Annotated in this window: 22 protein-coding genes, 2 pseudogenes and 1 riboswitch; of the genes and pseudogenes, 17 read left to right on the top strand and 7 right to left on the bottom strand. The window is 71.6% G+C overall.

Annotated features, from left to right (window positions below; all coding sequences use genetic code 11):
- The coding region (locus ABT336_RS10775; RefSeq protein WP_350896317.1) for a GNAT family N-acetyltransferase at positions 1-317 on the top strand (317 nt) is incomplete at its 5' end.
- 81 nt (positions 318-398) lie between these two features.
- On the opposite strand, the gene paaN is transcribed toward ABT336_RS10775, so the two are convergent.
- From paaN to thrC, 3 genes are all read right to left on the bottom strand, one after another.
- Complete coding sequence (gene paaN / locus ABT336_RS10780) at positions 399-2072, bottom strand: phenylacetic acid degradation protein PaaN (RefSeq protein WP_350896318.1); 1674 nt, start codon at positions 2070-2072, stop codon at positions 399-401.
- A gap of 52 nt (positions 2073-2124) precedes the next feature.
- Positions 2125-3144, bottom strand: a complete 1020-nt coding sequence (locus ABT336_RS10785; RefSeq protein ID WP_350896319.1) for a GNAT family N-acetyltransferase — start codon at positions 3142-3144, stop codon at positions 2125-2127.
- Between the two features lie 290 nt (positions 3145-3434).
- The gene (thrC, locus tag ABT336_RS10790; RefSeq protein ID WP_350896320.1) at positions 3435-4718 is read right to left on the bottom strand and encodes a threonine synthase; all 1284 of its coding nucleotides are present in this window, start codon (positions 4716-4718) and stop codon (positions 3435-3437) included.
- 13 nt (positions 4719-4731) lie between these two features.
- Positions 4732-4871: riboswitch (SAM riboswitch) on the bottom strand.
- 234 nt (positions 4872-5105) lie between these two features.
- Here thrC and ABT336_RS10795 point away from each other — a divergent pair.
- The 5 genes from ABT336_RS10795 to ABT336_RS10815 all read left to right on the top strand — a co-directional run bounded on the left by ABT336_RS10795 (position 5106) and on the right by ABT336_RS10815 (position 8380).
- The gene (locus tag ABT336_RS10795) at positions 5106-5369 is read left to right on the top strand and encodes a hypothetical protein (RefSeq protein WP_350896321.1); all 264 of its coding nucleotides are present in this window, start codon (positions 5106-5108) and stop codon (positions 5367-5369) included.
- Between the two features lie 96 nt (positions 5370-5465).
- On the top strand, positions 5466-6092 hold the full coding sequence (locus ABT336_RS10800) for a hypothetical protein (protein ID WP_350896322.1): 627 nt from the start codon (positions 5466-5468) through the stop codon (positions 6090-6092).
- Between the two features lie 283 nt (positions 6093-6375).
- Positions 6376-6828, top strand: a complete 453-nt coding sequence (locus ABT336_RS10805) for an Rv0361 family membrane protein (RefSeq protein WP_350896323.1) — start codon at positions 6376-6378, stop codon at positions 6826-6828.
- A gap of 195 nt (positions 6829-7023) precedes the next feature.
- Positions 7024-7572 (top strand): hypothetical protein, encoded by a 549-nt coding sequence (locus tag ABT336_RS10810; protein WP_350896324.1) that lies wholly within the window; start codon positions 7024-7026, stop codon positions 7570-7572.
- Positions 7573-7585: 13 nt separating this feature from the next.
- Positions 7586-8380 (top strand): hypothetical protein, encoded by a 795-nt coding sequence (locus ABT336_RS10815; RefSeq protein WP_350896325.1) that lies wholly within the window; start codon positions 7586-7588, stop codon positions 8378-8380.
- Between the two features lie 109 nt (positions 8381-8489).
- Here ABT336_RS10815 and ABT336_RS10820 read toward each other — a convergent pair whose 3' ends face one another.
- The 3 genes from ABT336_RS10820 to ABT336_RS10830 form a co-directional block, all read right to left on the bottom strand.
- Positions 8490-8936 (bottom strand): DoxX family protein, encoded by a 447-nt coding sequence (locus ABT336_RS10820; protein WP_350896326.1) that lies wholly within the window; start codon positions 8934-8936, stop codon positions 8490-8492.
- A gap of 198 nt (positions 8937-9134) precedes the next feature.
- On the bottom strand, positions 9135-10049 hold the full coding sequence (locus tag ABT336_RS10825; protein ID WP_350896327.1) for an ABC transporter permease: 915 nt from the start codon (positions 10047-10049) through the stop codon (positions 9135-9137).
- Positions 10049-12922, bottom strand: a complete 2874-nt coding sequence (locus ABT336_RS10830; RefSeq protein ID WP_350896328.1) for an alpha/beta fold hydrolase — start codon at positions 12920-12922, stop codon at positions 10049-10051. Before ABT336_RS10830 ends, ABT336_RS10825 begins: the two co-directional genes overlap by 1 nt.
- Positions 12923-13284: 362 nt before the next feature.
- Here ABT336_RS10830 and ABT336_RS10835 point away from each other — a divergent pair, with 362 nt between their 5' ends.
- From ABT336_RS10835 to ABT336_RS10870, 9 genes and pseudogenes are all read left to right on the top strand, one after another.
- Entirely contained in the window at positions 13285-14472 is a 1188-nt protein-coding gene (locus ABT336_RS10835) for a hypothetical protein (RefSeq protein WP_350896329.1), read from the top strand.
- A complete protein-coding gene (locus ABT336_RS10840) occupies positions 14459-17197 on the top strand; it encodes a sensor histidine kinase (RefSeq protein ID WP_350896330.1) in 2739 nt (912 codons plus the stop codon). The genes ABT336_RS10835 and ABT336_RS10840 overlap by 14 nt, the downstream gene beginning before the upstream one ends.
- Positions 17194-17661, top strand: coding sequence for a roadblock/LC7 domain-containing protein (locus ABT336_RS10845; RefSeq protein WP_350896331.1), 468 nt, complete (start codon positions 17194-17196; stop codon positions 17659-17661). The genes ABT336_RS10840 and ABT336_RS10845 overlap by 4 nt, the downstream gene beginning before the upstream one ends.
- Entirely contained in the window at positions 17658-18140 is a 483-nt protein-coding gene (locus tag ABT336_RS10850; RefSeq protein ID WP_350896332.1) for a DUF742 domain-containing protein, read from the top strand. Before ABT336_RS10845 ends, ABT336_RS10850 begins: the two co-directional genes overlap by 4 nt.
- On the top strand, positions 18118-18891 hold the full coding sequence (locus ABT336_RS10855; RefSeq protein WP_350896333.1) for a GTP-binding protein: 774 nt from the start codon (positions 18118-18120) through the stop codon (positions 18889-18891). The genes ABT336_RS10850 and ABT336_RS10855 overlap by 23 nt, the downstream gene beginning before the upstream one ends.
- 35 nt (positions 18892-18926) lie before the next feature.
- Complete coding sequence (locus ABT336_RS10860; protein ID WP_350896334.1) at positions 18927-19616, top strand: hypothetical protein; 690 nt, start codon at positions 18927-18929, stop codon at positions 19614-19616.
- 37 nt (positions 19617-19653) lie between these two features.
- A pseudogene (locus tag ABT336_RS27500) lies at positions 19654-20250 on the top strand (AAA family ATPase); the annotation flags it as partial.
- 141 nt (positions 20251-20391) lie between these two features.
- Positions 20392-21954: pseudogene (locus tag ABT336_RS10865) on the top strand (AAA family ATPase); the annotation flags it as partial.
- 40 nt (positions 21955-21994) lie between these two features.
- Entirely contained in the window at positions 21995-22390 is a 396-nt protein-coding gene (locus ABT336_RS10870) for a hypothetical protein (RefSeq protein ID WP_350896336.1), read from the top strand.
- A gap of 72 nt (positions 22391-22462) precedes the next feature.
- Here ABT336_RS10870 and ABT336_RS10875 read toward each other — a convergent pair whose 3' ends face one another.
- On the bottom strand, positions 22463-22966 hold the full coding sequence (locus ABT336_RS10875) for a GNAT family N-acetyltransferase (protein ID WP_350896337.1): 504 nt from the start codon (positions 22964-22966) through the stop codon (positions 22463-22465).
- A 209-nt stretch (positions 22967-23175) separates the two neighbouring features.
- Between ABT336_RS10875 and ABT336_RS10880 the strand changes: the two genes are divergently transcribed.
- Both ABT336_RS10880 and ABT336_RS10885 read left to right on the top strand, forming a co-directional pair.
- Positions 23176-24153: a methionine ABC transporter ATP-binding protein gene (locus tag ABT336_RS10880; protein ID WP_350896338.1), complete on the top strand. Its 978-nt coding sequence runs from the start codon at positions 23176-23178 to the stop codon at positions 24151-24153.
- On the top strand, positions 24150-24806 hold the full coding sequence (locus tag ABT336_RS10885; RefSeq protein WP_350896339.1) for a methionine ABC transporter permease: 657 nt from the start codon (positions 24150-24152) through the stop codon (positions 24804-24806). Before ABT336_RS10880 ends, ABT336_RS10885 begins: the two co-directional genes overlap by 4 nt.
- Positions 24807-24848: the final 42 nt, after the last annotated feature.

Consider the following 24848-nt stretch of genomic DNA (forward strand, 5'->3'; position numbering starts at 1 on the left):
GCGTCCCCGAGCGGCACCGTCGACTCGTCGGGCACGCCGGCGGCACGGTGCTGCCGGGTGAGCCCGACGTCACTGTGGTCTTCGCCGTCTACGTCACCCCGGCCTGGCGCGGCAGTGGACTGCTCGCCGATCTGATCGACGGGGTGGCCGCCTGGTCACAGGCGTGTGGTCGCCCGGAGCTGATGCTGGAGGTGGTGGTCGGCAACGACCGGGCGGTCCGGGCCTACCAGCGGTTGGGCTTCGTCGACACCGGAGTACGCGTCCCGCACCCGAGGATCCCCGAGCTGACCGAGATGCAGATGCGCCGCTCGGCCTGACCGGTCCACCACGAGGGCACCCGCCGCCGGTGGAGGTGAGGAGGGGCCCCTTTCCAGAGGAGAGGCCCCTCCTCACACACTTCAGGCGGGGCGGCGGGACTGGACGATGCGGAACCTGTTGGCGACGTACGCGCCGTCGGTGAGTGCGGAGTTGGCGGCCGGGTTGGCCCCGCTGCCGTGGAAGTCGGAGAAGGCCGCCGACTGGTTGACGAAGACCCCTCCGGTCAGGTTGGCCGACAGGTGCACGCCGACCTCGACGGCGGCGGCCTCGACGGCGTCCAGGACGGCGGGGTCGGTCGAGTAGACGGCGGCTGTCAACGCGCCCTTCTCCCCCACCGTGGACCTCAACAGCTCCAGGCTGTGGGCGGTGGAGTCGGTGGCGATGACGAACGAGATCGGCCCGAACCACTCCCGGCCGTACGTGTCGACGGCGTCCGCCGCAAGCTTGACCAGGGTCGGGGTCCGGACCACTGCGTCCGGGAAGGCCGGGTGTTCGACAGCCCGGGAGGGCAGGACGGTCTCACCGACGCCCGCCACCTCGGCGAGACGCTCCAGGACCCCCTCGTTGACGATCGCCCCGGTCAGCTCCACTCCCCGGGCCGGGTCGGCGGTGATCTTGCCGATCGCACCGGCGATCCCGGCGGCCACCTCGTCGAGGCTCTTGTGTCCCTGGTCGGTCTCGATGCCACCGGCCGGGACGAGGATGTTCTGCGAGGTGGTGCACATCTGTCCGCTGTAGAGGGTCAGGGTGAAACCGAGGTTGCGGCACATCCCGGCGAAGTCGTCGGTGGAGTCGACCACCACCGCGTTCAGCCCGGCCTTCTCGGTGTGGACGGCCGCCTGCCGGGCGTTCGCCTCCAGCCAGTCGCCGTACTCGGTGGAGCCGGTGAAGTCGACGATCCTGACCGCCGGATGCAGGGCCAGGGTGGAGGCGAGCTTCTCGCCGGGGGCCTCCGGGGCCAACAGGATCAGGTTGGGGTCGAACCCGGCCTCGGCGAGGACCTCGCGGGCGTAGCGGACCGTGATGGCCAGGGGAAGGACCGCCCGGGGGTGCGGCTTGACGATCACCGGATTCCCGGTGACCAGCGAGGCGAAGAGCCCGGGATACGAGTTCCAGGTCGGGAAGGTGTTGCAGCCGACGACCAGGGCCACTCCGCGCGGCACCACGTGGAACCTCTTGGTCATCCGCAGCGGGTCGCCCTTGCCGGCGGCCTTCTCCCAGCCGGCCGTCCCCGGGTGCCGGGTCATCTCGGCGTACCCGTAGGCGAGCGCCTCCAGGGCGCGGTCGAAGGCGTGCGTGCCACCGGCCTGGAAGGCCATCACGAAGGCCTGACCGGTGGTGAACTGCACCGCGTTGGCCAGCTCGAAGACGTGCTCGTGAAGTCGGGCGAGGATCTCCAGGCAGACACCGGCCCGGGTCTGCGGACCGGCGTCCCGCCAGGTCGGGAGCGCGGCCGAGGCGGCGGCGACCAGGGTCTCCGCGTCGGAGTGCGGGTACCGCACCCCGAGCTTGAGCCCGAAGGGACTGGACTCGGTGGCGGTCCGTTCACCGGCGCCGGGCTGGTCGAGGGGGAAGTCGCCGTCGAGGTACGCCTCGAAGGCGGCCTTCCCGTCGGCCGCGGCGGTCTCGCCGTACACCCGGGGGCTGGGGGACTCGGGGTACGCGGACCAGTAGCCCCGGTCGGTGATCGCGGTGAGCGCCCGGTTGAGGGTGTCGGCGTGCCGGTCGTACAGGGGGTGCGGGGTCTCCGTCATGCCCGCCATCATGCAACAGATGGCGGCCACTTCTGTAGACCGGTGTCACAAGTCAGAGGGTCTGTTGCCACTCCGTCCAGGCGTCGACAGCCCGGAACCCCATCCGCTCGTTCACCGCGATCATGTGGGTGTTGACCTCCGCGTTCCAGGTGTCGACGTACCGGAGCCCGGGTTCTCGGGTGAGGACGTACCGCAGATTTGCGATCTTGGCGAGCAGGCCGAGCCGACGGCCCCGGTGCTCCGGGTCCACGATGGTGATCTGCTGGTAGGCGTGCCAGGGGGGCGAGGCGCTGAACTCCAGCACCGTCCAGGCGACCACCCGGCCGGAGGCAACGTGTCGAACGCCCTGCTGGTACCGCCGGTGCCCGCGGAGGGCCAGCGCCCGCTCGGTCCCCCGGACCCGGTCGGCGTCCACCTTCTCCGGCTCCCACCCCAGGTCACCGAGGGGGACGTCGATCAGGATCCGGCCGTCGAGGTAGACGATGTCGGCGAGGTGTTCCGGCGGGGTCTGCCCGCCCCAGCGGACCAGTTCGTACCCGGCGGCGTGGGCCTGCGCCTCGGCTGCCGCCGCGTCGAGCCCGGCGGAGTCCAGTCGGTGCAGGTCGAGCCGACGACGGACCTCCAGCAGGGCCGGGGTCGCCCCCATCGCGGTGGCGAAGGCCGTGCCGGGCTCCGGCCGGGTCTCGCCCCCGGGGAGCGCCGACACGACACCGAAGATGAGCTGTTTGCGGCCGTTCTCGCGGGCCAGCCCCAGCGCGTGCCCGTGCAGGGCCCGCCCGACACCCCGCCGCCGGTACGCCGGGTCGACGACCAGCTCGCTGGTGGCCAGGTCGAGGTTGTCCAGCTCGTGCAGTTCCACGCTGAGGTACCCGGCCGGCTCGCCGTCGAGCCGGGCCAGCGCCCAGAGCTGCCGACGCCCGGGCATCGGGTGCCGGACGGTGCCCTCGAAGGACTGCCAGCACAGGGGCGGGAGATCGGGGACGTCCACTCGCTCGGCGGCGGCACCGATCCGGTACGCCGCCTCGATCGCCGCCGGATCGTCGGCGTCGAACGGGCTGATCGTGATGGCCATGCATCGCAGCCTGCGGCAGAAACGAACTTCGGGCCAGCGATTTACTCGCTGGCCCGAAGGAGGTTGGTCGGGAGGGACGATCGCACAACGCCTCCGGCGTTGGGGTCGCAAGAACTCGAAAGTCTTCGGCGAAACGCCCTCCCGCATCGGCAATCCTGCGCCGTCCGAAACCGGGCGTCAACCCCTAGGCGACAGGTTTTTCGTACTCAGGGCGAAAAACCGGTTACCCGCCGGATCGGCCGTATCCCCCATACAGAGGACACCGCACCCGCCCGGGTGGACGACCCGGGTCAGCCGAGCAGACCAGCCTGCCGGGCCGCGCGCAGGGACGGCTTGATCCGGTGGGTGGGGCCGACCTCACCGGCCACCGCGTCGATCGTCTTCAGTCCCTCGCCGGTGTTGAACACCACCGTCTCGGCGGTCGGGTCGAGCCGACCGGACTCCACCAGCTTGCGCAGCACCGCCACCGTCACCCCGCCCGCCGTCTCGGCGAAGACCCCGGTGGTACGGGCCAACAGCCGGATCCCGGCGCGGATCTCGTCGTCGTCGACGTACTCCATCCACCCGCCGGTCCGGCGGACCGCCTCCAGGGCGTACAGGCCGGCGGCCGGGTCGCCGATGTTGAGCGACTTGGCGATCCCGGTCGGCCGGACCGGGGTGATGGTGTCGGTGTCGGCGTGCAGGGCGGTGGCGATCGGGTTGCATCCGGCGGACTGGGCACCGAAGACCCTCCACCCGTTCGGCGGGGCCTCGACCAGGCCGATCTCCACCAGCTCGCTGAACGCCTTGTCGACCTTCGTGAGCAGCTCACCGCTGGCCATCGGGATGACCACCTGCGCCGGAATCCGCCATCCGAGCTGCTCGGCCACCTCGTACCCGAGGGTCTTGGAGCCCTCGGCGTAGTACGGCCGGACGTTGACGTTGACGAACGCGGTGTCCTCGAACTCGTCGGTCTCCACCAGCTCACCGCAGAGCCGGTTCACGTCGTCGTACGAGCCGTCGATGGCTACCAGTTCCCCGCCGTACACGGCGGTGGTGAGGATCTTGCCGGGCTCCAGGTCGCCGGGGATGAAGACGACCGACGGTGATCCGGCCCGGGCCGCGTGGGCGGCGACCGAGTTGGCCAGGTTCCCGGTGGAGGCACAGGCGAACCGGGTGAACCCCAGCGACCGGGCGGCGGTCAGGGCCACCGAGACGACCCGGTCCTTGAACGAGTGGGTGGGGTTGGCGCTGTCGTCCTTGACCCAGAGGTCAGCGGTGATGCCCAGTTCGGCGGCGAGGTTCCCGGCGGCGACCAGCGGGGTGAACCCGGGGTCCAGGGTGACCCGGGTCGTCGGGTCCTGTCCGGCGGGCAGCAGGGCGGCGTACCGCCAGATGTTCTTCGGACCGGCCTCGATCTGCTCGCGGGTGACCCGACCGAGCGCGGCGAGGTCGTAGTCGACCTCCAGGGGGCCGAAACACTCGAAACAGGCGTGCTGGGCGGCGAGCGGGTAGCGCGCGTGACAGGCCCGACAGACCAGGGCGCGGGCGGGGCTGGTGGTGGTGTCGATGCCGGAGGCGAGGGTCGACGTCACTGGAGATCGTTTCCTCTCATCTTTCCCCGCATCGCACCCTGCGGCGGGGACGGAATTGGCACCTGCCCGCGGTCCGCTCGTCGGCGAGCGTCATGGTGCGGGTGGTTGCCGGGGCGTCGTCGGGCCGTATCCCTCAGCCCCTCTGGATGAGGTATTCAGTTGTGCCGCCGAGTCTACGACCGGCGGCGGCCTCCGCCACCCGGCCTTCCCACCGTGTGAGCCGCACCCGGTGACGGATCGGTCACACCGAAGACGCTGAGTGTCGCAGTGGCGACTCAAAGCGAGACTTCGATCCACCTGTTTCGATAGAGTGTGCCGCGACGCAGCGATCAGCTCCATCGCACCGCCTCGACGACACCCGAACGCCGCCGACCGGGAAGGGCTGGCATGGCGAGCATCGAGCAGGTCAAGGCCGCGCTGATCCAGGCCACCGAGCAGGGCGACGTGGTGGTCGGCCAGATCCGGTCCAGCCTCGAACAGACCGAGCAGACCCTCGTCCGCCTGCGTGCCGTCGCCGCCGGAACCGGGCATCCGGCGCTCACCGAGGCGATCGGGCGCGCCGAACAGAGCCGGCAACGTCTCGGCGAGGCGCTCCACCTCATCCAGGGCAGCTCCGATGCCGCCCGCAATTACATCGGCGTCCTCGGGTGACCGCTGCGGTCACCCGGGGTCGCTCGTTGACCGACTGAGCCGCAGCCGGACAGGGCGGCGACCGAGCCCACCGGCCTCCGCAGGGAGGGAGTCAGCGTGCCAGGTGTGATCGTCCCCGTCGGTTTCAGCCTCGGCCCACAGCACCGGTACGTCCGTCCGCCCGACCTCGTACCGGAGACCTTCGAGGTCCACCTCGGCGGTGACGTGGTGGACCTGACCGAAGCAGAGCTCGGCGCGTACGGCTTCGCCCACCTCGACGTGAGGGCACACTCGAAGCTCCAGGTCGACCGGACGCAGCTGGTCCGCACCATCAGCGCCGCACCGGATCCGAGTCCCGACGTCGAGGAACTGGTGGCCGGTCTGGTCCGCCGGGGCCTGCTGCTGGAGTTCGACCCGGACGGCCCGTTGGAGCCGGTGTTCCGCAGGTACCGGCTCTTCCCGACCGCCGAGGGGCTGGGCACCACGCCCGAGGAGCCGGAGTACCACCGGATGGGCCACCACGGGCAGCCCCGGGTCGCGGTCCACAACACGGCCTACGTGATGTGGGCGTTCTCCTTCCTCCACCCGAACCTCTGGGCGGCCTGCGAGTATCTGGCCGCCCAGGACGACGAGGAGGACGTCGACCGGGGCGACGCCCACGAGATCGCCCAGGAGGTCGCGGCGAACCTGCCGATGATGGTCGCCACCCAGTGCGCCTTCCTCGACCCCGTGATCGAGTGGTGAACCATCGCCGCAGGCGGAATCGGCGGCAGGAACAGGAGTCGTCCTTTCTCCGGCTCTGGAGGTTCGAGGGCCCGAAGGAGGTCCTGGGAAGACTGCTGGAGCTGGGTGGGGTGGCCGGTGGCGCCTACACCGCGACGTTGGTGAACGAGCAGGAATGGTCGACAAACCCGCGACCAGGTACGCGGCTACCTTCGGACCATCTGAAAGGTCCGGGGACCCGACCGCCCGTCCCCGGGGGGCGGCTCGTTCACCCGGGGTGGCCTGGGGTTTCTACGCTGCCAGGGTGACCTACTATCCTCCACCCGGAATGCCCGGACCCCCGCCGAAGAAGAGTGGGATGGGCCAGACCGCCAAAACTTTGATCATCGTCGGGGCCATCGTCGCCCTGCTCTGCTGCGGCGGGGCTGTCGGCGGTGGTTTCTGGCTGTTCCGCACCGTCCAGGACGCCACCTCAGGACCCCGGGACGCCGTCACCGGCTATCTGGACGACGCCAACGCCGGCAACTACCCGGCCGCCTACGACCGGCTCTGCGGCGCGGTCCGCAACCGGGTGACCGAGGAGCAGTTCGCCCGGGAGTGGGCCGCCGAGCCGGACAAGGGCAGCTACCGGATCACCAACACCTCGGTACGCACGTCGAACGGCAACAGCCGGGCCGAGGTGCACGTCTCCTGGGACAGCGAGGCCGAGGTCTTCCAGGTGGTCCAGGAGGGCGACCAGTGGCGGGTCTGTAGCTGACCGGCACACCGGACGAAGCCCGACCGACCGCGCCGGCTGGAACCACTGCATGTCAGACTCCAGCCGGCGCGAACGCCGGTTCGGCGTGGAGCAGCCCAGGTAACTCGGCCACGGCTCGACCTCAGGCGAATGCCAGCACTCCGACGGCTCTCGTCCAGCGAGTCGGATCTCACGATCACGACCATCTTCGATAATGTGCGACTCTCGTACGCGAGTGAAAGCGCCTCGCCTCTCGATGGCAGCAGTCAGCCGCAGAAGGGCACGGATGTGAGTCGGCAGATGTCGCAGTTGATGACGGCCGCCAACCTCGGCGCCCTCCTGTCGCCGCTTTCGAAAGCCGTCACCGTGGGTGGTGTCACCTGGGCCACCAAAGGCTCCGTGATCAAGAACGGAATCATTCGAGTCGATACTGCCATCAGCGCGCTGGCCCCTTGCCGACTTCGCATGACCGTCAACGAACTGAAGCCGAGCGAGCCCACCCTTCAGTATCTCATCGGCGATGGGCGATGGGGATTCTCCGCCCGCAGGTTGTGCCTGAACACCCCACATCGCCCCTTCTCTGGCACCCACAAGCACCGGAGTGAGCCCGGCGGGGGTGACGAGAAGGCCTACGAACCTGACGACATCCCCTTCGTCCCGTTGCAACCAAGGGTCGCACCCGGCACGTACCGTGCGATCCTGGAAGCCTTCGCTGCGGAGTGTTTCATCGCGATCGGGGACGACTTCATCTGGCGAGAGCCGTGAGGAGGGAATGATCGTGGATGCCACGACCGTCATCGGCATGCTCCTTCGGGCCGTCAACGACGGCACTGTCGTGCACCCGTACGGCGATGGCCTGTTGGTAGATCTTCCGCTGACCTACGGCGACGGTGACGGCGTACGGGTACTCGTCGAACCGATGGGGTCCGGTTACCGAGTGACCGATCGCGCCGCTGCGGCGTCCCTGCTGGCGCTGGCGGGGGTGAATCTCTCTGCCGGACGTGCGGCCGAGGCATTCACCGAGATCATGGCAGGAGACGACCTGAACGGCGTCAACGCGGTGCCGGGTGAGATCTCCACCTTCGGAACCGCTCAGGACCTGGGCAGGCTGGTGCTCGATGTCGCGCAGGCTTCGTTGCGGGCCGATCAGCTTCGATGGCTCGCGCCACGCCAAGCCGGTACGAGGTTCGTCGACCGGGTGACCGATCGAGTCACCGTCTGGGCCGGCCGCAACCGCAAGCTCCAGCGAGACGCACCGATTCCACTGGAGTCGGGGCGCAGCCGGTCGGTCACGCTCCGGGTCGCGGACGACGGCAAGGCCGCCTACGTCCAGGCTGTCAGCCTGCGCGATCCCGACCAGGCCGCCGAGCACTGCTACCACGTGTTCGGCCTCTCGACCGTCGCGAGAGAGAGTCGGGTCGCGGCATTGGCCGGATCGGCACAGGACTGGTCAGCCGCCATCGTCGCCGAACTCCGAACCGTCAGCGACGTCGAGTTCTTCGACGATCCACTCAGCCTTGAGCGACAGCTCGACAGAGTCGTTCCACCCCCACAGGCGTCGTTGAGGCCCTGACACTCCGGCTGGCTCCAGTCGCACACAACGATCGAGGACCTGCACCGTCGGAGTTCCGCCGCCGACGCAGGCCCCTCGATCGCGGTGGTGGTACGGGGAGCAGCACGGATCAGGCGGGGACCGGGCGGGGCTCGGCGACCTCGGGGGCCAGGGCGGCACGGCGCTGACGCAACAGGGTGTCGAGGGCGTACCGGCCGGGGCCGAGGACGGCGATCAGGAAGAACGACCAGCAGAACAGCACCGACAGCTCACCGTTGTTGCGCAGCGGGAGCAGGGCCTCGGGCTGGTGCACCACGAAGTAGGCGTACGCCATCGAGCCGGAGGCGAGCAGCGCGGCGGGGCGGGTGAAGAGGCCGACGAGGACCAGTGCGCCGCAGGCCGCCTGGATCAGGGCTGCCCACCAGCCTGGCCACTCGCCGATCGGCACCGCGTTTCCGCTGCCCCGGGCACCCCCGAAGAGGCCGAAGAGCGAGGACGCACCGTGGAGCAGGAAAAGCAGTCCGATGACCATGCGGAAAAGGGAGAGCACCGGCTGGGCGAAGCGGTCGGCGTTCATCTGACACCTCCGTGACGGGGAGCACCTTGGGGTCATCAGACTGCCGTTCCGATTTAACAACGTCGATAAGTTTCCCTCTCCGTGGGAACGCTCCCATGGACGGTTCCCGATCGTTGGAACGCGGAGGGCCTGGATGGGCGCCGGAGAAGACACGACAGCGCCCGCCCCCGGGACCGGGGACGGGCGCCGAAGTGGAACTCAGCTGGTGACGTCCTTGCGGGTGAAGCGCCAGAAGGCGAGGCCCCAGAAGAGCGTGGCGTAACAGATCGCCGAGAACGCACCCCGGACCAGGTCGTCGGTCTGCACCGGGGTGGACAGCAGCCCCAACCAGGCGTTGGCGTAGTGGGTGGGCAGGAAGTTGCGCACCACACCCAGCGCGGTGATCTGGTCCAGGATGCTCGACAGGATCCAGAGCAGGACCGCCCCGCCGACAGCGCCGAGAGCGGCGTCCGTGATCACCGAGAGCAGGAACGCCAACCCGGCCACCACCAGGAGTACGACCGCCAGATAGCCGAGCACGCCGAGCAGGCGCAGCAGCCCCTCGGCGGGGTCGAGCTGGGCGGCGACGGTGCTGCGCAGCGGCGACCAGCCGTACCTGAGGGTGCCGACGAGCAGTGCGGTGCCGGCGAGCAGCAGCAGGGCCAGTGCCGAGTAGGTGAGCGCGACGACCAGCTTCACCGCCAGCAGTCGGGCCCGGGGGATCGGCACCGCCAGCAGGTACCGCAGACTCCCCCAGCTCGCCTCGCTGGCCACGGTGTCGCCGCAGAACAGGGCCACCACCACCACCAGCAGGAACGACGCCGAGACGAAGATGGAGAAGAGGGTGAAGTTCAACCCGCCCGACGTGGCCAGCTCGACCAGGCTGGAGAACTCGCCCCCGCTGCGGCGGTCGTCGTCCCCGGTGTCGAATTGGAAGGCGATCAGGATGATCAGCGGCAGCAGCACCATGAAACCGAGCGCCAACTGGGTACGCCGCCGCGACGCCTGCCGACGGAACTCCGCCCGAAACGGAAGGGTGGCAGACGGCCGGTAGCCTGCCGCCGCCCCGACCGAGGCACCCGGGGTGCCGGCTGCCGCCGGCCGGGTCCCGGCACTCGTCGACGTCTCACCCATCACCGGTCACCGCTTCCCCGAGAGTTCTCGCCGACCAGGGCGAGGAACGCATCCTCCAGGCGGCGTCGCGGCACCACCCGGTCCACTCCGACCCCGGCCCGGACCAGCTCGGCGACCACCTCGCTGCGGGCGGTGCCGTTGGTGTCCACCACCAGTGCCCCCTCCGCGTCGGGCAGCACCCGGACCCCGTCCAGGCCGTCCAGTACCGCCCTGGCCGCATCCGGGTCGGTGACGTCGAACAGCACGCTCGGCGACTCTCCGACGATCTCCTCGACCGGACCGGAGGCGACGATCCGACCCTTGTTCACCACCACCGCGTGGGTGCAGGTCTGCTCCACCTCGGCCAGCAGGTGACTGGAGACCAGGACCGCCCGCCCGTCGGTGGCGTACCGCTGCAGGACCCGACGCATCTCGGCGATCTGCGGCGGGTCCAACCCGTCGGTCGGCTCGTCGAGCACCAGGAGTTCCGGCAGCCCCAGCATGGCCTGGGCGATGGCCAGTCGTTGGCGCATCCCGTGGCTGTACTTACGGGTCTTGCGGTGCACCGAGGAGCCCAACCCGGCGATCTCCAACGCCTGGTCGAAGTGCGCGTCCTCCCACGGTCGCCCGGTGGCCCGCCAGTACGCCTTCAGGTTCTCCAGCCCCGACAGGTGCGGCAGGAACCCGGGGCCCTCCACCAACGCGCCGATACGGGACAGCACCGGGGAGCCGGGCACCAGCCGGTGCCCGAAGACGTAGATCTCCCCGGCGGTGGGCTGGGTCAGCCCCATCAACACCCGCAGGGTGGTGGTCTTGCCGGCACCGTTCGGGCCGAGCAGACCGACCACCTGACCGGGGTGCACCTCGAAGTCCACGTTCGACACCGCCACGAACCCGTCGGCGTACGCCTTGCGCAGGTTCCGTACGGCCAGCGGGGTCCCGGCGTACTCCGGGTGGACGGAGCTGTCCTGGCGACGGTGCCGCAGCCGGACCACCGTGACGACCACGACGAGCCCGACGGCGATCGCGGCGAGCAGCCCGACCAGCGCCCACCGCCAGAGCACCGCCTCGGTGGGGATCGGGTCGGCGACGACCGTGGGCAGGCCGACCGGGGTGTCGCCGACCGCCACTGTGTGCACTGCCGGTTCGATCGGGGTGGTGTACCCCTGGTCGGAGGTGGCGACCACCACCCGGATCCGGTGTCCGGCCTCGACCCGGTGCACGATCGCCGGGAGGGTGACGGTGACCGGGTCGGCACCGTCGACTGTCGCCGGGAGGTCGGTCAGCCGCACCGGGGCGACCAGGCCGCTGGGCAGGGTGGCCCCGCCCTCCGGGTCGACGTCGTAGAGCTTGACGAACAGGACCGCCGACCCGGTGGCCGACGCCGCCCGGATCTGCACTGTCGGCGACCCGACCACGTCGACGGCCTCGGTCAACGGTTCACTCTCGAACCGGGCGTGCTGCCCGGGAATGTCTCCGGCCACCCCGCTCAGCAGCGAACTCAGCGAACCGGCGAAAGGCACCGAGGAGATCGCCGCCGGGTTCCCGCCGGGCGGGTTGGCCACCGGCTGCGGCGGGCCGGTCACAGTCACCTCACGTCGGTCGTCCCCGGCCAGCCCGGAGTAGTCGGCGCTGCGGTACCCGGTCGCCACCAGGCCCCGGTCGAGCGCGTCGAAGCCGGCGATCCGGGAGAAGGTGAAGTCGTCGCCCGGGGCGTCCCCCTTGCCCGCGACGTAGTGGTCCAGCCACTGCGCGGTCAGGAACTTCACCCGGTCGGAGTCGGTACGCGGCCCCTCGCCACCGTCGTGCCCGCCGGTGAACCAGGCGACCCGGACCGGGGTGCCGTTGGCGGCGATCCCCCGGGCGTTGGCGTCCGCCTCGGCCAGCGGGAACAGGGTGTCCGCCGCGCCCTGCACCAGCAGGGTGGGGGCCTCGATCCGGTCCAGCACCCCGGCCGGGCTGGATCGGCGCAGCAGGTCGACGGCGGCCTGGTCGGCCTGGCCGGTGGCAGCGATGCGCTGGTACGCGGCGCAGACGTCGGCGGCGAACCGGCCGCAGGCCGGGTCCGGGATGCCGCCGACGTTCGGCCCACCGCTGCCGGTTCCCGGCCCCTGTCCCGGCATCGGGCTGGGCGGACCGGCCGAGGCCGGTGCCCCCTCGGGCTGCTCGGCGGCGGTGTTCCCGGAGATCCCGGCCGGACCGGAGCCGGTGTTCCCGCCGCCGCCGAAGAAGATGCCGGCCCAGCCGGACTTGAACACGCCGTCGGTGGGGTCTCCGCCGGTGCTCTCCGGCAGGAAGGAGCGGGACAGGTCGTTCCACGTGATCATCGGAACGATCGCGTCGACCCGCTGGTCCTGCGCGGCCAGCAGGAGCGCCAGACCGCCGCCGTACGAGCCGCCGACCACTCCCACCCGGGGGTCGCCCTCGGCGTCGGTGCGGATCTCCGGTCGGGCGGCCAGCCAGTCCAGCAACCGCTGACCGTCGCGGACCTCGTGGTCCGGGCTGTCCAGGTGGATCTGGCCACCGCTGCGGCCGAACCCCCGTGCCGTCCAGGTCAGGACGGCGTACCCGCGCGCGGCCAGGTCCTCGGCGTCGACCCGGACCGAGTCCTTGGTGCCACCGAAGCCGTGGGCGAGCAGGACCGCCGGCACCTGCCTGTCGGCCGAGGCGTCGTCCGGTAGGTAGAAGGTGGTGTCCAGGTCGACAGGCTCGTCGCCGTCGGGTCCAGAGCGGACTGTGACCATGGCGGATTCGGTGGTGAACCCCGACCGGTCCGGCCAGGCCGCCCAGAGCGCGACCGCCGCCAACAGGACGACGGCCACCGAGGCGGCGACGGCTCGGCGGCCGGTGGGCAGGGCACGGCGAATCCGCGCAGCCGACAACGGCGATCTCATTCGCCACACGGTACGGCCCGGATCCTGAGCGTTGGCTGAGATCCGCCGTACGGCTGTCCTGTTGGGCCGATCGTCAGCCGCAAGAGGTCATCCGCACAAGGTCGGCCAGCAGGTCACCGGCAGGATTACGGATTTTGTGAATTCACACTATCCGCATCAAGTGTCGTAGAAGCTCTCATGTCACCTCGACAACAGTACGCACCGTGTCGGCACCCTCGAACCAGCGTCACATCACTCGAAGTGACGCAAAACTGACCCTGAACGTCTCTCTGTCTGGATATCGGCAGTCGATTAGGTTCCGGTCCGGCGCATGGGACCGACGCCGTCCCGCGAACCCTGTGCCACCGCTGGAGGAGACCACCATGACCGTTCCCGCTCCGCGGGTCCGTCGACGGCCCTGGACCATGCCGGGCCGTACACTGCCGCTGCTTCTCGCCACCGTGCTGCTGCTGCCGGTGGCGTTCCTCGTCGTACGGGCGTACCAGGAGATCGACGCCGACCGCGGGGTGCTGGAGCAGGAACGCCTCGGCGTCGAGTACCTGCGGGTCCTCGGACCGGTGACCGACGCACTGGTGGAGGCGCAGTCGGCCGCCGTGGCCGGACAGCCGCAGTCCCGGGAGTCGTTGGACCGGGCGGTCGAGGAGGCCGCAGCGGTCGACGCCCGGATCGGAGCCGAGCTGCGCACCAGTGAGCGGTGGGCCGGGCTGCGGGCGAAGCTGGAAGGGCTGCCGGACCGGTCGATCCTCGACCCCGAAGCCGTCTTCACCGCGTACGGCGAGGCCACCGACCTACTGCTGGCCCTGCACGGCAAGGTACGGGAGAGCTCCGGTCTGGTCCGGGACTCCGGCTCCGACTCGTACTTCCTCCAGGACGGCGTCGGGGAGGAGATGCCCGAGGCGATGATCGCCGCCGGTCGCCTCGTCGACCTGGCCGTCCTGATGCAGACCCGCCCCGCGAGCGAGCGGACCAGCAGCCTCAGCGAGCTGGCCACCCTGCGGTTCGCCGCCCTGCAACCCGCCAACGACCTGGTCAACAACCTGCGGGCGGCGGTGGAGAACTCGGAGAGCACCGACCTCGGCGCGAGCGTCCTCACCCCGTTCGACACGTACCAGCAGGCGGTGGAGAGCATGGCGGTGAGTTCCCAGCCGACCGGTCGGGTGCCCACAGTCGACGTGGAACGGCTCAGCGCCGCCCGCGCCGACGCGCAGGCCGCCGCCAACCAGCTCCAACCGGTCATCCTCGACGAACTCGACAGGCTCTTGGAGATGCGGATCGGCGACCTGGACCGGGACAACCGGCGGATCCTCGGCTCCGGCGGGTTCGCCGGGCTTCTCCTGGCCGGCCTGGTCACCAGCATCTGGGTGACCCGTCGACGGGACGACCCGACCGACGGGGGCTCCGACGCAGCCGCCGAGCCCACCCCGCCCGGAACCGGTCGGACTGTGGCACCGGCCGCCGGTCGCGGCCCCGGGGACCAGCTGACGCCGGTGCTCCAGCCGGTCGGGCAGAGTGGGGACAACCGGTGGAGGCCGTTCGATGCTGCTCGGTAGGCTCCGGATCCGGGGCAAGCTCGCGCTGCTGGTCACGGTGCCGCTGGTCTGCATGGTGACGCTCACCGTCCCGGTGGTGTGGGAACGGGTCGGCGTCGCCCAGCGGGCCGGGGAGATCGAAAGCTCGGTCCAGATCGCCGGCCGGGTCGGGACACTGCTCCAACAGCTCCAGCGCGAACGGCTGCTCGCCGTCGGTCTCCTCCTCGGCCACGCCCCCCGTACGGACCTGGTCCAGCAGATCACCACTGTGGACGACGAGGTCGCCGACCTGCGTGCCGACCTCGGTGACGACCTGCCGGACGAGGTGGACGCGGCGCTCGACGGGGTCCGGCAGCTGACAGCCGTCCGGACGGCCATGTTGGCCGGTCAGGCCAGCCCCGAGCGGATCCTGGCCGGATACCGGCCGGTCAACCTGGCCCTGATCGAGTCGCTGCGGCTGCGCCAGGACGTCGACACCCGTAGCGCCGCCGGTCGGCAGGTCCTCGCCCTGGACGGCATCCTGCGCAACAGTGAGGGACTGAGCACCGGTGGTGCCCTCATCGTGCTCGTCGCCGACCGCCCCAGCGAACAGCTCGCCACGGCGTACGTGGCGAACATGGCCGTCCTGCAACAGGGCAGCGAGCAGACCCTCGGCCTGCTCACCGCCGAACAGCTGGACCTGTTGGTCTTCGAACAGCTCGCGCTCGCCGACCGGACCAGCACCGGCTTCATCGAGCAGAGCGCCGCCGACCCGCTGGCAGCGGTCAGGTCGCTGAAGGCGGAGAACCTCTTCCCCACCATCTCCTCCCTGATCACGCTCGGACAGTTCGTCGAGAAGAAGCTGGTCGCCGACATCACCGCCGAGGTACGCGCCGAACAGGACTCGGCGATCTCCGCCGCGGTCTGGGTCGGCGTGGTGATCAACGCGATCGTCCTCGCGGTGATCCTGCTCGCGCTGGCCATCGGCCGGGCGGTGGCGCGGCCCCTGACCCGTCTGACCGTCTCCGCCGACCGGGTCGCCCGGGTCGCCGAGTCCGAACTGGTCCGGGTCTCCGACGACGAGGCCGAGTCCGCCCAGCCGATCCGCCTCGACCCGGTCGACGTGGCCGCCCGCGACGAGGTGGGCGACCTGGCCCGCGCCTTCGAACGGGTGCAGTCCACCGCCGCCCGCCTGGTCGAGCGGCAGGTGGCGAGTCGCCGCAACGTGGCGCAGATGTTCGGCCACGTCGGTCGGCGTACCCAGAACCTGGTCGGTCGACAGCTCGCACTGATCGACCGCCTGGAACGGCAGGAGGCCGACCCGGGTCGGTTGGAACACCTCTACCGGCTCGACCACATCTCCAGCCGGTTGCGGCGTAACGCGGGGAGCCTCGTGGTGCTCTCCGGGGCCACCGGCGACGACGCCCACATCGCCCCGGTCCCGCTGGCCGACGTGGTTCGACTCGCCCTCGGTGAGATCGAGGACTACACCCGGGTGGACGTCCAGTTCCCCGCCGGTGTCTCGGCCGCCCCGGCGGTCGTGGGTGACCTGGTCCTGACCCTGGCCGAGCTGATGGAGAACGCCACGGTCTTCTCCCCGCCGCACACCCGCGTGACGGTCAGCGGTGAGTTGACCGAGAAGGGCGCCACCCTCTCCGTGGTGGACCACGGGATCGGCATGAAGGACGACCGGCTGGCCGAGGAGAACGCCCGACTCACCCGGCGCGAGCGCCTCGACCTCGCGCCGACCGAGGTGCTCGGGCTGTTCGTGGTGGGCCGGTTGGCCCGTCGGCACGGCTGGTCGGTCGCCCTGGTCGCCACGACCGGCGGCGGGGTGACAGCCACCCTCGAACTGACCCGGTCGTCGGTGGTCGTCGACGCCGGTGAGCGCCCCGGCGTTCCGGCCCCCGCCCGGGCCGCCCTGCCCGCCCGGGCGGAACCGACAGACGCGACCTCCCGCCGCCGCCCCGACCCCGAGCTGCCCCGGGCCGGACGGGCCCTCGCCGTGGTAGGTGCCGGACCGTCCCGGCCGGTGATCGATCCCACGGCGCTTCCCGGGTTCGACCCGACCCTGCTCAGCCGGGCCACCCGCAGCCTGGAGGCCGCCGAGTCCTGGGACGCCTTCGGCACCGTCGAGCCGGACACCACGCCGGAGGGCACCGAGCCCGAGGCGGACCGGGTGACCCCGCCGGCCGCAGCGCCCCCGGCCGAGCCGGTCCGGGCCCGGGTGCTCCAGATCGCCCCCGACCAGTCGGGGCGGGCCGCCCGGATGACGGGGATCCGGCAACGGGTCCCCGGGGCCAGCCTGCCCAAGGCCCCACCACGGGTCGCCCCGGTGGATGCCACCGGCGCGGATCCGGCCGCCGCGCGGGCGCTGGTCGAACAGTTCGAGTCGGGCGTACGCCGGGCCCACCAGCAGAGCCGGACCGAACTCGATGCCCTGCCGGCCACGCCGGTCCGACGGACCCTACCGGCCGAGCGGGTCGACCCGACGCCGCGAGCCGTACCGGCCGACCGGATCGCCCCGGTCACCTCCATCGAACGGGCGGCCCCCCGACCCCCGGTCCGGTCCGGTGAGGCGCCGAAGCTGACCCGGCGGGTGCCGGGCGCCAACCTGACCGTCTCCCCACCCCGGCAGGCCCCCCCGGAGAACCCCGGCGACCCGGCCGAGGTCCGCGACCTCATCAACGCGTTCGAGACCGGCGTGGCCCGGGCTCTGCGCGAAGTCCGTCCCTCCCGCGAAACAGAAGAAGGAACCACACGGTGAGCAGCCCCCACGTACACGAGAACGTCGACCACCACAGCCACGCCGGGGACCTCAGCCCGGAGGCGCGCACCTTCAACTGGCTGCTGGACTCCTTCACCTCCAGCACCGCCGGGGTGATGGAGGCGATCGCGGTCTCCTCCGACGGGTTGCTGATGGCCATGTCAGCGATCAAGGACCGGTCCAACGCGGAACGCCTCGCCGCCGTGGTCTCCGGGATGACCAGCCTCGCGGGCGGGGCGGCGAGCTGGTACGCCCTGGGCGGACTGAACCGGGTCATCGTGGACATGGCCGACGGCTACCTGTTGATCAGCTCGATCAGCAGCGGCTCCGTGCTCGGCGTGGTCGCCGACCGGTCGGCGAACCTCGGCACCGTGGCGTACGAGATGACCCTCTTCGCCGGTCGGGCCGGCAGCGCCCTGAGTCCCCGTCTCATCGCCGAGCTGAAGAACGCCGTTCAGCAATGACCGGGGACCTGCCCGGCGAGGAACCGGAGCCGGAGCGGACCTTCCGGATCCGGCCCTACCTGCGGGGCTCGTCCCCGGGCTCGGCCAGGACCCCGGCGGCCGACCCGACGCCCGCCCCGGTTCCCGAGTCGGCCGGTCCGCCGGAGCTGCGGCCGTTCGTGCTCACCGCCGGTCGGGTCACCGGAGCCGACCCGGCGATCGGCCTGGAGACCCAGGTGACCGCCCGGGACCCGGCCTGGGGGGTCGAGTCGGTCAGCCGACTCGCACCCGAGTTCCAAGCGATCATGGCGCTCTGCGTCGAGCCGCTGTCGGTCGCCGAGATCTCGGCACGTACCCGGCTGCACCTGGGCGTCACCCGCGTCCTCGTCGGCGACCTCCGCGCCTCCGGTCACCTTGACGTGCACGTCAGCGACGTCGTGGACATCCACGACCCCAACCTCATCCTGCGAGTGATTGATGGACTCCGTGCGATCTCCTGAATGGCCGGTTCCCCCGCAGGGCGGGCTCGCCGCCAACAGTGCCCCCGGCCGATACGCCCCGACGGGTTCGGTCACCGGTCGAGCCGTCGCCCCGGCCGTACCGGCCGCTCCCGCCGGCCAGCTGCCCGACGCGCCGCCGCCGTACCGACCGGGTGAGGGGGGTGCGCCCGGCGGTCGAACCCACCCGGGCAGCGCCCCGATCCCGGTCAAGATCGTGGTAGCCGGTGGCTTCGGGGTGGGCAAGACCACCACTGTCGGCGCGATCTCCGAGATCGCCCCGCTGACCACCGAGGCGGTGATGACCACCGCCGGGATCGGCATCGACGAACCCGGCGTCGGCTCGGACAAGACCACCACCACGGTGGCGATGGACTTCGGCTGCGTCACCATCGACCAGAGCCTGAAGCTGTACCTGTTCGGCACCCCCGGGCAGTCCCGGTTCGGCTTCATGTGGGACGACCTGGCCCGGGGTGCCCTGGGCGCGCTCGTCGTCGTGGACAGCGCCCGCCTGGACGACTGTTACCCAGCGATCGACTACTTCGAGCGGGCCCGACTGCCGTTCGTGGTGGGGGTGAACGCCTTCAACGGTCGGCTCGCCCACGATCTCGACTCGATCCGGTGGGCGTTGGCAGTCAACGAGCAGGTGCCCCTCGTACAGTTCGACGCCCGGGATCGCCTCTCCGTGCGAGACGCCCTGCTGGTGGTCCTCGACCGGGCCCTGGACCGGGCGACCCGGGAAGCGCGGGCCTGAGCCGTCCGGCCGGATCACTGTGGAGGAGGTACGGCGTGCGAGGTGATCTGGACGAGACACTGGCCCGGATGGCTCGACGCGAGGAGGCGCTGCGACGCGCGGCCGAGCCGACCGGGGGGCACAACGCCCGGCCGCTGCCCGACTCGGCGGGCCCCGCCGGAGCCGGGGCGGCCGACCGGACCGGGGCACCGGCGGTGGGCGGGGCGATCCGGCCTGTGCAGGGCGAGCCCGCCGACCGGCCCACCGGGGTGGTGGTCGGCACGGCCCGCCCGGCCTCCGGGGGCGGCCCGGTGTCCGGGCGGGTCGACGCACCCACAGCGGCCTCCGGGCCTCCCGTCGGGGCCGAGCGCCCCGACCGGCCCGGGACGCTGCCGCGCCGGGAGGCCGCGCGGGGGTCCGTCCCGGCGATCGAGGCGGCGGGTGGCCGGGCCGCCGTCAAGTCCACCGGTCCCGACCCGGTCCAGGCGGTGGCCGAGGCGGTACGCCGGGCCCTCCTCGACCACCCAGGGGTCACCGTGACCCTGCGGGTGGAGCACAGCGGGCAGACGTACCCGATGCGGCTCGGTGGTCCCGAGACGGCACCCGCGCAGCCCTGGCCGATCCCGGTACGGACCACCCCGCCGTGGCAGACCGACCAGGACGGGGCGACGGGGGACCCGGCCGCGCGGCTGGCCGAGATGATCCGGCGCAACCCCTCGTTGCTGCACGGCGATCCGACCCCGTGACCGGGCACGACGTGCCACCGGCGGCTACTGTCGGGCCGTGGCACAACCCGAACTGACCCTGACCGCGAGCCTGCGACCGGCGGCGTTGGACGCCCGACGGGGCATCGTACGACTGCATCCCGAGGTCCTGACCGCGTTGGCGTTGCGGCCCGGCGACCCGGTCCGGTTGTCCGGTCGGCGGACCACGGCCGGCATCGTCGCGAAGGCCGAACCGACAGCCAGCGCCGTCCTGCTGTACGCCGACGACCTGATGCTGGGCAACCTCGGCATCCGCGACGGCGGTCAGGTCACAGTGACCCCGATCCCGGTGGCCCCGGCCGAGCGGGTGACGGTGGCCGGGGCGGCGGAGATCGCGGCGGTGGTCTCCCCGGAGATGCTCCGGCTGGCCCTGCTGGGCAAGATGGTCACCGAGGGTGACGACGTGTCGCTCCTCCCCCAGGACGTGCTTCCGGACGCCTCGGCCCGGACCCTCGTCGAGGCGGCCCGACGCAGCCTGGCCAACACCGTCGGGTACGCCTGGACCAGCACCCTGCTCACAGTGGTCACCGCCGACCCGGAGTGCGGCGGCCTGGTCACCATGGACACCCTGGTCGGCTGGGAGCACGGACCGGCCACCCACGGATCGGCAGTTCCCGCCTCCGACGTCTCCCGGATCACCGGGCTGGGTGACAGGCAACGGTCCGGCCTCGCCGAGCGGGGCCGACCGGGCGACGACAGCAGGGCGGGCGGACAGTCCGGTACCGACGTGACACTCGACGGTGCCGACGCCGAGTGGACCCCCTCCGTCGACGACCTGCCCGGCCTGCGCTCCCAGGCCGAACAGCTCACCGAACTGCTCGACCTCGGGTTCCACCACCGGGAGGTGCTGGGTCGGCTGAACACCACCGTCTCGCTCGGCGTCCTGCTCAGCGGTCCCGCCGGGTCCGGGAAGTCGGCGCTGGTCCGGGCGGTCGCGGCGGAGGTGAAGGCCCGGGTACGCCCGGTGTGGGCGCCCGAGGTGGCGGCCCTGAGCAACCAGTCGGCCGCCGAGCGGCTGCGTGCCGCCGCCACCGACGTCACCACCGGCGAACCCGCCGTCCTGCTGGTCACCGACGTGGAGGCGCTGGCCCCGGCCGACGAGCCCGGCCCGGTCGCCACCGTGTTCCGGCAGCTGGTCACCGATCTGTTGCGGGCCGGGGTGGCGGTGGTCTGCACCACCGGCCGCCCCGAGGCGGTGGACCCGGCGCTGCGCGCCCCGGACCTGCTGTCGCTGCGGATCACCGTGCCGCTGCCGGACGCGGCGCTGCGACGCGAGCAGCTGACCGTCCTGACCCGGCAGGTTCCGCTCGCCGACGACGTCCGGTTGGACGACGTCGCCGGGCGTACCCCGGGATTCGTCGCCGCCGACCTGGCCGCCCTGGTCCGGGAGGCGGGGGTACGCGCGGCGCTGCGGCAGAAGACCGACTCCACCCCCACCGTGGCGATGGCCGACTTCACCGCCGCGTTGGAGGTGGTCCGCCCCACCACCATGGCGTCGTCGACCCTGGAGGTCGCGAAGGTCACCCTCGACGACGTCGGTGACCTGGTCGAGGTGAAGGAGAAGCTGACCGAGTCGGTGCTCTGGCCGCTGACCTATCCCGACACCTTCGCCCGGTTGGGCGTCCAGCCGCCGCGTGGGGTCCTGCTCTACGGGCCGCCCGGGTGCGGCAAGACGTTCCTGGTCACCGCCCTGGCCGGGTCGGGTCGGGCGAACGTGCTGTCGGTGAAGGGCGCGGAGCTGCTCTCCAAGTGGGTCGGCGAGAGCGAACGGGCGGTCCGGGAGCTGTTCCGTCGGGCCCGGGAGGCCGCCCCCACCCTGGTCTTCCTCGACGAGGTGGACGCCCTCGCCCCGACCCGGGGTCAGGCCACCGACGGGGGCACCACCGACCGGGTGGTCGCCGCCCTGCTCACCGAGCTGGACGGGGTGGAGTCGCTGCGCAACGTGGTGGTGGTCGGGGCGACCAACCGGCCCGACCTGATCGACCCGGCGTTGCTGCGTCCGGGGCGGCTGGAGCGGCTGGTCTACGTGCCGCCACCGGACGCCGAGGCCCGGGTGGAGATCCTCAAGGCCGCCTCGCGGAACGTCCCGCTGGCCGACGACGTCGACCTGTCGGCGCTCGCCGAGGAGTTGGACGGATTCTCGGCGGCGGACTGCGCGGCCCTGGTCCGGGAGGCGGCGCTGGCCGCGATGCGGGAGTCGTTGACCGCCTCCACGGTCACCGCCGAGCACGTCGCCACCGCCCGCCGCCAGGTCCGCCCGTCCCTCGACCCGGACCAGGTCGCCTGGCTCGCCGCGTACGCCGACAAGCACACCCCCTGATGCAGTGGTCGTGTCGGACCCGGGCGGTACGGTCCGCGCCATGATCGAGAAGCCGACCGTACGGTGGCGTCGTGCCGTCCAGGAGCAGTCCGTGGCGGTCTCCGCCGGCCTGCTCGACCCTCGCAGGGCGTACGCGGAGCGGCTCTGGCCGACAGCGTTCGTGGATGCCGCCGAGGCCGCCCTGCACCGGTACGACGCCGATCTCCGGACGATCGACCCGGCCTCCGACGAGCAGGCCTGGGCGGTGGTCGAGCGGGTGGTGACCGCCCTCAACGAGGTGAACGACGAGCACGGCCGGATCGAGACCGGCGAGCGGGAGGCGTTCGCCGACTACGTCGACGCGGCCCTACACGAGGCGGGGGTGGACGTGGACGGGCTCACCGGGCGCCGGAGCCTCGACCGGTCGGAGTTGACCGACCGGTGGCGGGACTGGTGACCCGGGGGCGACCGGGCGAGCTCTGAGGCCGGTCCCGGGGGCGACCGGACGGGCTCTGACGTCGGTCCCGGGTCAGGACTGGGGGGTGTCAAGGGAGATCTCGGCGTGCACCCGGTCGCCGTCGTCGCGCAGCTTCGCGCCGAGCTTGCGCAGGACCGACAGGGCACCGGTGTTGTCGCTGGTGGTCTCGGCGACCACGGTGTGCATCCCGGCTGCGGCGGCGACGTCCAGCAGCTGCCGTAGGGCTGCCGCGCCGAGGCCCTGACCTCGGGCGGAGCGCCCCAGCCAGAGGCCGGTCTCCACGGTTGCGGGCTCGTCACAGCAGGTCATCCGGATCATCCCGACGACCTCGCCCCCGGTCAGGATGGCGTACATCCGGGTCCGGGCGGGTCCGTCGAGACCGGGGAAGTTGGCCCGGTGGTAGTCACGGAAGGCCTCCCGACGGGCCATCGACCAGCCGGCCGGGGCCTCGACCGCTGGCATGACGTCGTCCGGCTCGGCCTCGGCGGCGGCCACCGAGAGCAACGGCTCCAGGTTCCGCTCGTCCACCGGCTCCAGCCGTACCGCACTCACCACGTGCCGGAGTCTGCCGGGCGGGGCGGTCCTCGTCCACCCCATCGGGGGGCGAGTGCCGGTCCGGTGGGTGTGGTGGGGGCCGCTCGGTCAGAGCGTGTTCCGCCTCACCTTGGGTCGCCAAAGAGCGAATCTCAGATTAACCTACTAAACCACTAGGCATTATCGGGATTTCCCCCTGCCCGGAAAACCTATCCCCGAGGACCCCAAACGTGATCAGACTGGACGGACTACGTCGGACGTACCACGCCAGAGGGCGGTCGGTCGTCGCTGTCGACGGCGTCAGCCTCGCGGTCCGCGCCGGTGAGGTCTTCGGCGTGGTGGGCCGCAGTGGAGCTGGCAAGAGTACCCTCCTGCGCTGCGTCAACCTGCTCGAACGGCCCGATGAGGGAAGGGTCACTGTCGACGGGGTCGAGTTGACGGCCCTCGGCGGCGACCGCCTGCGCGCCGCCAGGCAGCGGATCGGCATGGTGCACCAGCACTTCGCGCTGCTCACCTCGCGTACCGCCGCCGGGAACGTCGCCTTCGCACTTGAGGTGATGGGCGTCCCCCGCGCCGAGCGCGCCCGTCGGGTCGCCGAACTGCTCGACCTGGTCGGGTTGACCGACCGGGCGCACGCCTACCCGGCCCAGCTCTCCGGGGGGCAGAAGCAACGGGTGGGCATCGCCCGCGCCCTCGCCGGCCGCCCCAAGGTGCTCCTCTCCGACGAGGCCACCTCGGCCCTGGACCCGGAGACCACCAGGTCGATCCTCGGGCTGCTGCGCGACCTCAACCAGCGACTCGGTCTGACCGTCCTGCTGATCACCCACGAGATGGACGTGGTCAAGCGGCTCTGCGACTCGGCGGCGGTGATGCGCGACGGGCGGATCACCGAGTCCGGGACGGTGACCCAGCTGATCGCCCGCCCCGGATCGGAACTGGCCGCCGAGGTGTTCCCCCTCGGTCCACCACCGGACCTCCCCGGGGCCACAGTCGTCGACGTGACGGTCACCGGATCGGACAGCTCCTTCGTCGCCGACCTGGCCCGCCGGTTCGACCTCGACGTGCAGATCATCACCGGGACCGTGGAGCAGCTCGCCGGCGGACGGGCCGGTCGGCTCCGGCTGGCCCTGCCCGGGGACGCGGCACGGACCGCACCGGCCGTGGAGCACCTCCGGGCCGCCGGACTCACCGTGGAGGTGCCGGCATGATCGCCGACGATCTCGTCGAGCTGCTCCTCCAGGGGCTGCGCGAGACCGCGTACATGGTGGGGGTCGCGTCCCTGCTCGCCGCCGTCGGCGGCCTCCTGGTCGGCGTCGCGCTGGTGCTCACCGACTCCGACGGCCTCCTGCCGGCCCGGCCGGTGAACCTGCTCCTCGGCCTGGTGGTCAACATCGGTCGGTCGCTGCCGTTCATCATCCTGTTGGTCGCGATCATCCCGTTCACCAGGGCGGTCGTCGGCACCACCATCGGGACCACCGCCGCGATCGTGCCGCTGACAGTCAGCGCGATCCCGTTCTACGCCCGGATCGTGGAGACCGCCCTGCGTGAGGTGGACCGCGACGTCATCGCCGCAGCCCACGCGATGGGGGCCAGCCGACGGCAGATAGTCGGGAAGGTGCTGCTGCGCGAGGCCCGACCCGGGCTGGTCGCCGGGCTCACCCTGACCATGGTCGCGCTGATCGGCTACTCCGCGATGGCCGGGGTGATCGGCGGCGGCGGCCTCGGTGACCTTGCCCTGCGCTACGGCTACCAGCGCTTCGAGAACGACATCATGATCGCCACCGTGGTGCTCCTGGTGGTCTTCGTTCAGTTCGTCCAGATGGCCGGTGACGTGATCGCCCGTCGCCTGGCACACAGATGAACCAGCCGACCCCTCGGCTGGTCCGCCCGAGAAATCACGAAG

Source organism: Micromonospora sp. NPDC000207 (assembly GCF_040300925.1).
Classification (GTDB): Bacteria; Actinomycetota; Actinomycetes; order Mycobacteriales; family Micromonosporaceae; genus Micromonospora.

Excerpts from the sequence above, each read along its gene's own strand:
- paaN (WP_350896318.1), bottom strand. The coding sequence starts at position 2,072 with ATGACGGAGACCCCGCACCCCCTGTACGACCGGCACGCCGACACCCTC.
- ABT336_RS10785 (WP_350896319.1), bottom strand. The coding sequence starts at position 3,144 with ATGGCCATCACGATCAGCCCGTTCGACGCCGACGATCCGGCGGCGATC.
- ABT336_RS10795 (WP_350896321.1), top strand. The coding sequence starts at position 5,106 with ATGGCGAGCATCGAGCAGGTCAAGGCCGCGCTGATCCAGGCCACCGAG.
- ABT336_RS10820 (WP_350896326.1), bottom strand. The coding sequence starts at position 8,936 with ATGAACGCCGACCGCTTCGCCCAGCCGGTGCTCTCCCTTTTCCGCATG.
- ABT336_RS10825 (WP_350896327.1), bottom strand. The coding sequence starts at position 10,049 with ATGGGTGAGACGTCGACGAGTGCCGGGACCCGGCCGGCGGCAGCCGGC.
- ABT336_RS10830 (WP_350896328.1), bottom strand. The coding sequence starts at position 12,922 with ATGAGATCGCCGTTGTCGGCTGCGCGGATTCGCCGTGCCCTGCCCACC.
- ABT336_RS10835 (WP_350896329.1), top strand. The coding sequence starts at position 13,285 with ATGACCGTTCCCGCTCCGCGGGTCCGTCGACGGCCCTGGACCATGCCG.
- ABT336_RS10840 (WP_350896330.1), top strand. The coding sequence starts at position 14,459 with ATGCTGCTCGGTAGGCTCCGGATCCGGGGCAAGCTCGCGCTGCTGGTC.
- ABT336_RS10850 (WP_350896332.1), top strand. The coding sequence starts at position 17,658 with ATGACCGGGGACCTGCCCGGCGAGGAACCGGAGCCGGAGCGGACCTTC.
- ABT336_RS10855 (WP_350896333.1), top strand. The coding sequence starts at position 18,118 with ATGGACTCCGTGCGATCTCCTGAATGGCCGGTTCCCCCGCAGGGCGGG.
- ABT336_RS10870 (WP_350896336.1), top strand. The coding sequence starts at position 21,995 with ATGATCGAGAAGCCGACCGTACGGTGGCGTCGTGCCGTCCAGGAGCAG.
- ABT336_RS10885 (WP_350896339.1), top strand. The coding sequence starts at position 24,150 with ATGATCGCCGACGATCTCGTCGAGCTGCTCCTCCAGGGGCTGCGCGAG.